This window comes from Domibacillus aminovorans (genome assembly GCF_001643235.1).
GTDB classification, from domain to species: Bacteria; Bacillota; Bacilli; order Bacillales; family Domibacillaceae; genus Domibacillus; species Domibacillus aminovorans.
On record NZ_LQWY01000050.1, the window covers coordinates 1 to 9,414 of the forward strand.

Sequence of the window (9,414 nt, forward strand, 5' to 3'; positions counted from 1 at the left end):
CGCAAACATCGCCTTCAAAATGAAGACTTTGTCTACAAGCTGAAAGCACATCTTTTTCAGATGTGCTTTTTTTCGTTTAAAAGAAAGAGTGGAGGAAAAGGATAGGGAAATACAATTTATGGGACTGGAGATGCAACATATGAATACTTCAGGAATGCTGAGAAGCTACTTAGCAAAAGTAATGGATCAAGAAAGTTTCTTTTTTTATGTTATTAATTGCATGGAAAAACAATTAATCGATTGGGGTAACGATACGATACTTCTTTTTGATTGGGACAAAATGTTAAAAAATGTATCAGGGATATTTATTATTGACGGATTTTCATATGTCTTTACATTTGAGAAAAAACAATTAAAAGCTCTGCAAGAACAGGCTCCTTATGCACTTGATCGACTTTTGTGGGAAGAGTTGGTTGAAGGCGGTTTTGTCTTAAAAGAAAGCAATTATATTGATAAAGCTTTTATATAAAATAAGCGTCAGGAATATTCCTGACGCTTATTTTTATTGACGGATTTGACCAGTGCCGCGCACAAGCGATTTGACGGTTGTGATCGCTTTTAATCCCATTGGACCCCGCGCGTGAAGCTTTTGCGTGCTAATGCCGATTTCTGCACCGTATCCGAACTGTTCTCCATCTGTAAAGCGTGTTGACGCATTACGATATAAAACAGCTGCATCAATACCTCCGAAAAATAAATCAGCGTTGTTATTATTTTCCGTAACAATCGCTTCAGAATGTTTCGTACCATACTGATTAATATGTGAAATCGCTTCACGTGTATCCTTAACTATTTTCGCTGATAACGTCATGGATAAATATTCTTGCCCCCAGTCTTCCTCTGATGCCAATGTGACAAAATCATATTTGTCCGCTAGTAACGCATCTCCGTACACTTCAACATCTGCCTGTTTCAATGCATTCAATAATTCATTTTGGTAGGGCCAGTTTTCATGAACGAGTAAACTTTCTGCTGCGTTGCATACAGATGGGCGATGTGTTTTCGCATTAATCACAATATCGATCGCCATGTCTTTCTCAGCGGATTCATCAATAAAGATGTGACAGTTACCGACACCTGTTTCAAGAACGGGAACCGTTGCCTGTGTGATGACGGATTGAATGAGGCCAGCCCCGCCACGTGGAATTAACACGTCCAAATATTTATTTAACTTAAACATTTCCGTAGCTGTTTCGCGGCTCGTATCTTCTAACAGTTGCAAGGCATCCGTTGGAATAGATGAAGCCTCGAGCGCTTCTTTCATAACCGTTACAAGGGCTTTGTTAGAGTGCAGGGCAGATGTACTTCCGCGAAGAAGAACGGCATTGCCTGCTTTTAAACAAAGGGTTGCAGCATCAACAGTCACATTAGGACGTGCTTCATAGACCATACCGACCACGCCTAGTGGCACACGAATGGTTTCAATTTCGAGACCATGTTCTGTTGTCCATGATTCGACCGTTTCGCCAATGGGATCCGAGAGCTCTGTTAACTGACGGACAGCACCGGCAATTTGGGCTATACGGTTTTCTGTTAATTGAAGGCGATCAAGAAGGGACTCTGTGAACCCAGCTGCGCGGCCAGACACCATATCTTGTTCATTGGCATTTAGAATATAAGCTGTTTTTTCGATTAATGCATCCGCAATCAATAATAATGCTTCATTTTTATCTTCTGTTGATATTATGGCCATATCAAATGAAGCCTGTTTTAATAACATTGCTTTTTGTACTAATTCACTCATTTTATTCACTCCTATTGATCTGTTTTTAATGTTACCCAATTATCACGGTGAATCACTTCAGCCCGCTGATTGATAGAATAGGCTTTCGTTTCTTTGTTTGGCAAACCTTTCACTTTTTCAAGGTCAATTGATGAATAGTAAACTTGTCCACGTCCAAGAAGTTCTCCAGCTTCGTTTACCACTTCAATGATATCGAGCGCATCGAATAATCCATTGACTGCTTTTACACCGGCAGAAAGCAAACTTTTTCCACCTTTGACAACAGCTCTTTCGGCGCCAGAATCAATCATAATCGAACCTTTAGGCTGGGCATGGTGTGCCAGCCACTGTTTTTTTCGCTGCATATGCGGCTGTATCGGCGACCCAATATATGTCCCTTCGCCTTTTCCTTCTAAAATATCAAGTAATTTCTGTTCACCAGAGCCATTTCCGATAAAAACAGAGACACCAAGCGACTGTGCTTTATCGGCAGCAAGTAATTTTGACTTCATGCCACCTGTTCCAACAGAAGATCCACTTCCACCGGCCATTGACAACATATCTTCCGTGACAGCTGGAACAAAATTAAATCGCTTCGCATCGGGATTCGTTTTAGGGTTACTGTCATACAGTCCGTCGATATCGGTTAAAATAAAAAGTCCATCTGCCTGTAAAAAGCCGCTGACAAGAGCGGATAACATATCGTTATCACCGTACGTTAACTCTTCAATGGAAATCGAGTCATTTTCATTAATAATCGGCACTGCTCCACGGTTTAGGAGTCTCGTCATAGCTTGATAAAAGTTTTGAAAACGATCTTTTGAATAAAAATCGCTTTTTGTCAGCAACATTTGAGCGACCGTATAGCCTTTTGGTGAAAGATAAGCAATATAGCGCTGAATGAGTAAACTTTGTCCAACAGCAGCTGAGGCCTGCCTTGCGGATATTGTTTTTGGCCGCGACTTGTAGCCAAGTTGTTTAAATCCCGCTGCCACCGCACCGGACGAGACAACAATGACTTCATGACCCTCTTCTTTCATTGCTGCAATAGCAGATGTATGATCCGCGATTTTTTCTTCTACAATATTTCCATAATCATCGGTTAACGAGCTGCTGCCGATTTTAACAACAATCCGTTGTTTTTTCATTAAGATCAGTCCTTTTCAATAAAAAAAAGCACACCTCACTATCCAATAAAGGACGGGGTATGCTTGCCGTGGTACCACCTTTTTTGGCGCTGAAATGCGCCCACTTAAGTCCTTAACGCGGAGAACGGCTTATGTTTTCATAAGCAATGTACGTGCAGGGCAGGTTCAATGGTGTTTGCCGCGGGAGTCTTTCAGCCGGTGGACTCCTTCTCTTATCCGGTTACATACCATCTACTAATCCCATCATTTTGATATCCAGTTCTTTTTATTATCGTATATTCTAACTATTTGTCAAGTCTATCTGGAGACACTCGGATAATATCTAAAAAATGCTTTAATATACGGGCTGTTAATCCCCAAATAATTCGGTTTTCATAAAAATAAAAGTATTCCTCCATTGATTTCATCTGCCAGTTATAGTCTTTTCCGCGTGTAATTAAGTGATATGGAAAATCTTCTTCTGGTTCGGGTCGAAGTCGAATATGATGAAGAGCAGGTTCTGTCTTCAACAAAAAGGACAGAGGGACAGTAAAAATTTCATCAACTTCTGCTTCATTCAATTTCATTTCTTTTAAATCAATGAATCCCACGTAGCTGTATATAATGGTACCAAATGGCGACAGTATAAAATCAAGTGGGAATAAGACACGGATATTATCCATCGGGATGCCAAGCTCTTCATGTGTTTCGCGCACCGCAGCGTAATCGGGCCCCTCGTCATCTGGATCAATTTTGCCGCCAGGAAAACATACTTCACCTGGTTGACGCCGCATGGAAAGAGAACGTACTTCAAATAATAGATGGAGACCGTCATCTTTTTGGATGAGTGGCAGCAACAAAGAAAATTTAGCAAAATTTTCGCCACCTAGAATATCTGGTGTTCGGTGTTCAAAAATCATTTTTAACTCATTAATATCCATACTAGCAACTCCAGAACATTTTCTTCTATTATAATGGAAATAGACAAGATAGTGAAAAAATTGATTTTATAGTGTGAAAATATACGAAAGAATTGTAAAATGAGATAAGCACATACATCAGCACTTTGCTGACGAATATTTACAATGAGGAGTCCTTGATCATGACAGAACAAATTAACGTACAATTAGCAGCGACAAAAAGAGAAAAACCAGATCAAACGAATCTTGGGTTTGGCCGTGTTTTTACTGATCATATGTTTATGATGGATTATACGGAAGGGAAAGGCTGGCACGACGCACGGATTGTCCCGTATCAACCAATCACACTTTCCCCATCCGCTATGATATTCCATTATGGACAGACGGTCTTTGAAGGAATGAAAGCATACTTAACAGAAGATAAACGTGTTTTTTTATTCCGTCCTGAAAAAAATATGGAGCGGTTGAATCGTTCAAATAACCGACTTTGTATTCCACAGATTGATGGTGACTTTGTAATTGAAGCGTTAAAGAAATTAATTGAGGTAGATAGAGAATGGATTCCGACAGCGGAAGGCACATCTTTATACATTCGTCCGTTTATTATTGCAACTGAGCCATTTTTAGGGGTTGCCCCGTCGAAAAATTATACATTCATGATCATTATGTCGCCGGTCGGTCTTTACTATAAAGAAGGGATTGCTCCGGTTAAAATTTTAGTGGAAAATGAATTTGTGCGTGCAGTAAAAGGCGGAACAGGAGAAGCGAAAACAGCCGGCAACTATGCATCAAGCTTAAAAGCTCAGGAAATAGCAAGTGGAAAAGAATATTCACAAGTATTGTGGCTTGATGGTGTGGAGAAAAAGTACATTGAAGAAGTTGGCAGCATGAACGTGTTCTTTAAAATTGATGGAGAAGTTGTGACACCTGCATTGAATGGAAGTATTTTACAAGGGGTGACGCGTGATTCGGTTATTCAATTATTAAAACATTGGAATGTACCGGTATCGGAGCGTCGTCTGTCAATGGAGGAAATTGCTCAAGCACATCGCGACGGTAAATTGGAAGAAGCATTCGGTACAGGTACGGCTGCCGTTATTTCACCAATCGGCGAATTTTTCTGGGGAGAAGAAAAAATGGTACTGAATAGTGGTAAAACAGGTGAGCTATCCAAAAAACTCTATGATACGATCACAGGTATTCAATACGGGACGCTTGAAGATCCATTCAATTGGGTAACGGAAGTACCAATTGCTTCATCAAAATAATTCACATAAGACGAACTGCTGTTAAGCAGTTCGTCTATTTTTCTAAAAAGAGGTGCAATCTATTGGAGACAGTTTCATTAGGATTTGATGTGTCATTAATTGATCTTCACGATTCAGGATTTGCGAAACGGACCGGTTTGTATGTTTTTCATGAATCAAAAAAAGCCATTATAGAAACAAGTGCGAGTCCATCTATTCCGTATTTGCTTGAAGGATTGAAAGAACTGGGCATTACGCCTGAAGAAATTGAGTATGTGATTGTCACACAAGTACACCCTTGGAAACATGAACAATACCTTACAACATTCTAATCAGCTGAACCCCTTGAGCCGTATGGCTTTAAGGAGTTTTTCTTATTTTGGTCAAATACAATATTTTTAGTGGGAATACGGTTTTGACCAAAATTTGACCAAAATTATTTTAAGAACATTGAAACATAATTTTCATACTCTTCAATGGTTTCTTTGCTGAGACGGTCGCTGACATGCGAATATACATCCGCCGTAATGGCCATACTGCCATGACCGAGGCGGTCTTGAATGAATTTCATGCTTGCACCAGATTCAAGTAGCATCACCGCGTGTGTATGACGAAGTGAATGAATGGGTAGTTGTTGAAGTTCGGCTTGTTTCAATATGCGCTTAAAAGCGTTGAATAGGGTAGAGTTTGGTAAATAATTTCCATCGATACGGCAAAATACTAAGTTTACATCATGCTTATAAATATCGTTTAACGTCCGTTTATTGTTGTTCTGCCATTTCTTATGATCCCGCAGCTCATTCATGATTGACTGGCTCATCACAATTTCACGCTTTGAGTTATAGTTTTTCGTATCTCCGAATAAATCTTCTTCTGAATCAGCCTGGAAATCAAGCGACTTCGTGATGCTGATCCGGCTTTCTTTTAAATCGATGTCTGTCCATTGGAGTGCAGCAGCCTCACCTTTTCGCATACCACTTTCAATTAAAACCTTAAAGAAAATATAGTATATGTAATTGTACTTAAAGGCAGTCTGTAAGAAAGTAGGGACGTCTTCTGAGCGCATATAATTTAAACCGGTATCCTCTTTTGCATTTCGATTGGAGAACGTCGCGCCACGGCAAGGATTCTTTTTCAATTTGCCCAGAATAAGAGCTTTTTCCACGGCATTGTACATGGTCCTATGAATAATTTCGACTGTACGCTTGCTGTAATCTTGGTTGGTGAGATGGTTCAAAAACTTTTGGTACATGATCGGCTTCACTTCAACAAGGTTGATATTTTTGAAGTAGGGGAGAATATGATTCCTCACGTTCCGTTCATGCAGCTCATACGTATTTTTACGGACTGTTTCTTTTTTATATTCAACAAGCCAATTTTTTAAATAGAAGGAAAGGCTCATATTTTCCTCGCTTGTTTCCGAGCCTTCAACAATTTGCCTTTCCATATCTGCAGCAGCAATCTGCGCCTCTTTTTTAGTGGAAAACCCGCCTTTGGACTTTACTTTATATTCCTGTGTAAAGGGATCTTTAAATGAGGCACGATTAAATAAAGAGTGTAGTCTACACTTTTATTCGACAAATAATGACAAAAAGAGCTAAGAGTAACTTAAAGTACTGTTGCTCTTAGCTCTATATAAATTCTGATAAGGGAGAGATGCTCATACCCCACTACTACATCAACCCTGAAAAAAACGACCAGAGAAAGGCAGCCTATCCTTCACAACATCCCCGCCGGCTACTGGTACTCTTTCTATAGAGAAGGGAGCTTATTAGCACTAAGGCAGTGAACTTTCAGCTAAAGGAAGAAGAACAGAGAAGCTGGTTCCTTTCCCTATTTCGCTTGACACTTCTTCTAGCGATGTATTCGTCATATACACATTCATCCCCATCAAACGTTTGCTTTTATCTTTCATAATCGTGCCTTTTTTCTTCTCACGTACTGCTTGGTTTTTTAGACGTGTTTGCGTTTGAGTGTCTGTTAACCGATGGATGATGACACGTGCCCTGAGCTTCTGATTTTGCCCAATATACGCTTCTGGAATTTCCACCGTCTCCCATATGCTAACTCACTCATCATGTGTGCCATATCGAGCTGAATATATTCCGTTTGCTTTTTGAGCGTGCCGTTTTTGAAGTACTCTGGCTCAGGGTTCTAGATATAAATGCGTGTATTCAACTTCAAACGAGAAATATAGTAAGCCCCTTTGTCTTGAATGGCTTGTAAGTCACGTAAATCGAAATAACCGAGGTCACGCAAGCACAAATCACGTGCCTTAACGGTTTTAAGACAAATCGTACCGTATGTTTTATCATTGTTTTTCCCTGGACCAAGTTGTACGTTTAAAAATTGTCCACCTAGTAAATCGTATTCTAATTGAATTTTCACACCTGCGGTGTTACTGCTTCCGCCTGAGCCTTGATAGTCGGTTGCGAACGTATCAGGTAGCTGAAAAACGGTGGCATCTAGAATACGAATACGTTCAAAGGTAGAAAACATGTGTGAAGAGAGCGATTGTGTCGCACATAGTTTTTGCGTTAGGAGCGAGGTAAATACTTCTCGAAGAAAGGCGACAGCTTCGATATTAAAGCGTTGATTCAGTCCTTCTGGGCTCATGAGTACACCTGTCGAAGCCTCTAAACGACTACATAATTGCGTAAGCGATGTACTTGCGACTTCCTGACTAAGCCAGACACAAAGGGCAATAAGCTCATTCGCTTGATACTTACTATCTCGCCTGACAAAACCAGTTTCTTTCGCCATTTTTTGTAGGATGGCCGGTGATAAAAAACGTTGTAGTTCTTGTGCGAAAAGCGTGAGTTCTTCTGAAATGACATCGTTCATTAAAAAACACCATCCTTCCTCGTAAACTTCTTACGATAAGGATAGCGTTTTTTCGTTTTGGGGTATGAATTTAACTTAGCTTGATGGGCATGTGGCGGTACCCCATTAATACATATGCTCAAATTTTATAGTGAAACCTTATTGATTCCATATTGGAATTAGATTTTTACTTATTATTTATTAGAACACTCAACATTAATTGATAAAATAAACTTAGTGGAAATTATCATTGTTGGGAAGGGGAAGTTATATGGATACAAAAATGGCTCGAAATCGGGCTGAGTTATCGGGAAAGTTAACAAACGTATTAGATTCTCGATCGTTAACAAATTCTCATAAAAGGATTGCAGAGATACTCACTAAAGGGATGACGATTCTGGATGTTGGTTGTGGTACAGGAGCAATTACACATGGAATAGCAGAAGCAGTAGGTCCAAACGGGCGAGTTGTAGGAATTGATAGTAATCCAAGCCTAATCGAAAAAGCCCGTCAAGCTCATGGCAATACGCCAGGATTAACTTTTGAAACAGGTGACATCTATAATCTTACCTATGACAAAGAATTTGACATCGTTACCTCGGCTCGTGTTTTAATATGGCTGTCTGATCCTTTGAAGGCATTGAAAATGATGATATCAGCCACTAAAATTGGTGGGCGTATTTTGGTTGCTGATTATAATCATAAGAAGATATCATGGGAACCACAGCCTCCCTCAAGTATGCTTTCTTTCTATTCTGCATATTTGAAATGGCGTTCCGATGCGGGTATGGATAATGCGATTGCCGATCACCTTCCTGAAATGTTTCAAAAAAGTGGTATTGAAGAAATTATTATAACCCCCCAACATGAGATAACTAAACGAACAGATCCAGATTTCAAAACTCGAATTGGAATATGGGCGGATACTGCTTCAAGCAGAGGAGTCCAAATGGAAAGAGATGGGTTCATCACTGAAAAAGAATATATGACAGCGGAAAACGAATATCGGGAATGGATGATTCAAGAGGCCCAATCTTTAACGATGTATATGTTAGCTGTAGAAGGAGTGCGGCTCTTATAAATTATCCAAGAAGGCTGCCTTTCTTATTGAACTGCCATGGAAGAACGGTGGATCTTCCATCTTCTGTGGTGACACACTGTAGTATGGACTGCTAACGGGGGCATTAGTTCAAGAAAACAGACATAAAAGACCGATTTTTTTTGGTCTTTTTTCTTTGGTTAAAAATCAGCATTGGATTTTAACAGAGCCTACAAAAAAGAAGTAATTTTTAAAACTGTGAAACGGGAGTAAGAGGCGATGTGAAGATTGAGTTTTTAAAGCAAGGGACAGAGAGAGTATTAAAGAGAAAGCCCTAGCAATAAAAGAGCAACTGCTAAAGGGTAACCAATAAGTAAAAGCCGTATCAGTCAGTATACTGGTACGGCTTTTTTACTATGTAAATAAGTGTTTTGGGGGAGTCTTGAAACTATAGATTAAGGCTCTGTTAGCGAATGGCATTGATTTTCTTGTTGAACTCCCATGAAAATTAAAATCTCCGATTTAGAGAAAAAGG

General features: G+C 39.7%; 7 protein-coding genes and 2 pseudogenes. 4 read left to right on the top strand and 5 right to left on the bottom strand.

Annotated elements, in window-relative coordinates; genetic code table 11:
* Positions 1–139 precede the first annotated feature (139 nt).
* Complete coding sequence (locus AWH49_RS14670; RefSeq protein WP_157723745.1) at positions 140–469, top strand: hypothetical protein; 330 nt, start codon at positions 140–142, stop codon at positions 467–469.
* 33 nt (positions 470–502) lie between these two features.
* On the opposite strand, the gene AWH49_RS14675 is transcribed toward AWH49_RS14670, so the two are convergent.
* The 3 genes from AWH49_RS14675 to AWH49_RS14685 all read right to left on the bottom strand — a co-directional run bounded on the left by AWH49_RS14675 (position 503) and on the right by AWH49_RS14685 (position 3,791).
* The gene (locus AWH49_RS14675) at positions 503–1,744 is read right to left on the bottom strand and encodes a glutamate-5-semialdehyde dehydrogenase (RefSeq protein WP_034284744.1); all 1,242 of its coding nucleotides are present in this window, start codon (positions 1,742–1,744) and stop codon (positions 503–505) included.
* A gap of 11 nt (positions 1,745–1,755) precedes the next feature.
* Complete coding sequence (gene proB / locus AWH49_RS14680; protein ID WP_063966333.1) at positions 1,756–2,871, bottom strand: glutamate 5-kinase; 1,116 nt, start codon at positions 2,869–2,871, stop codon at positions 1,756–1,758.
* Between the two features lie 284 nt (positions 2,872–3,155).
* The gene (locus tag AWH49_RS14685; RefSeq protein WP_018392912.1) at positions 3,156–3,791 is read right to left on the bottom strand and encodes an NUDIX hydrolase; all 636 of its coding nucleotides are present in this window, start codon (positions 3,789–3,791) and stop codon (positions 3,156–3,158) included.
* A 161-nt stretch (positions 3,792–3,952) separates the two neighbouring features.
* Here AWH49_RS14685 and AWH49_RS14690 point away from each other — a divergent pair, with 161 nt between their 5' ends.
* Positions 3,953–5,038, top strand: coding sequence for a branched-chain amino acid aminotransferase (locus AWH49_RS14690; protein ID WP_063966334.1), 1,086 nt, complete (start codon positions 3,953–3,955; stop codon positions 5,036–5,038).
* Between the two features lie 62 nt (positions 5,039–5,100).
* The gene (locus AWH49_RS14695; protein WP_063966335.1) at positions 5,101–5,349 is read left to right on the top strand and encodes an MBL fold metallo-hydrolase; all 249 of its coding nucleotides are present in this window, start codon (positions 5,101–5,103) and stop codon (positions 5,347–5,349) included.
* Between the two features lie 104 nt (positions 5,350–5,453).
* On the opposite strand, the pseudogene AWH49_RS14700 reads toward AWH49_RS14695, so the two are convergent.
* Positions 5,454–6,560 (bottom strand): annotated as a pseudogene (locus AWH49_RS14700) (tyrosine-type recombinase/integrase); the annotation flags it as partial.
* 303 nt (positions 6,561–6,863) lie between these two features.
* Positions 6,864–7,861: pseudogene (locus tag AWH49_RS14705) on the bottom strand (IS4 family transposase); the annotation flags it as partial.
* Positions 7,862–8,111: 250 nt separating this feature from the next.
* Here AWH49_RS14705 and AWH49_RS14710 point away from each other — a divergent pair.
* Positions 8,112–8,921, top strand: coding sequence for a class I SAM-dependent methyltransferase (locus AWH49_RS14710; protein ID WP_063966336.1), 810 nt, complete (start codon positions 8,112–8,114; stop codon positions 8,919–8,921).
* The last annotated feature ends 493 nt before the right edge of the window (positions 8,922–9,414 follow it).

What these genes read in the sequence shown, in the direction of transcription:
- AWH49_RS14670 (WP_157723745.1), top strand. Translation starts at nt 140, where the DNA reads ATGAATACTTCAGGAATGCTGAGAAGCTACTTAGCAAAAGTAATGGAT.
- AWH49_RS14675 (WP_034284744.1), bottom strand. Translation starts at nt 1,744, where the DNA reads ATGAGTGAATTAGTACAAAAAGCAATGTTATTAAAACAGGCTTCATTT.
- proB (WP_063966333.1), bottom strand. Translation starts at nt 2,871, where the DNA reads ATGAAAAAACAACGGATTGTTGTTAAAATCGGCAGCAGCTCGTTAACC.
- AWH49_RS14685 (WP_018392912.1), bottom strand. Translation starts at nt 3,791, where the DNA reads ATGGATATTAATGAGTTAAAAATGATTTTTGAACACCGAACACCAGAT.
- AWH49_RS14690 (WP_063966334.1), top strand. Translation starts at nt 3,953, where the DNA reads ATGACAGAACAAATTAACGTACAATTAGCAGCGACAAAAAGAGAAAAA.
- AWH49_RS14710 (WP_063966336.1), top strand. Translation starts at nt 8,112, where the DNA reads ATGGATACAAAAATGGCTCGAAATCGGGCTGAGTTATCGGGAAAGTTA.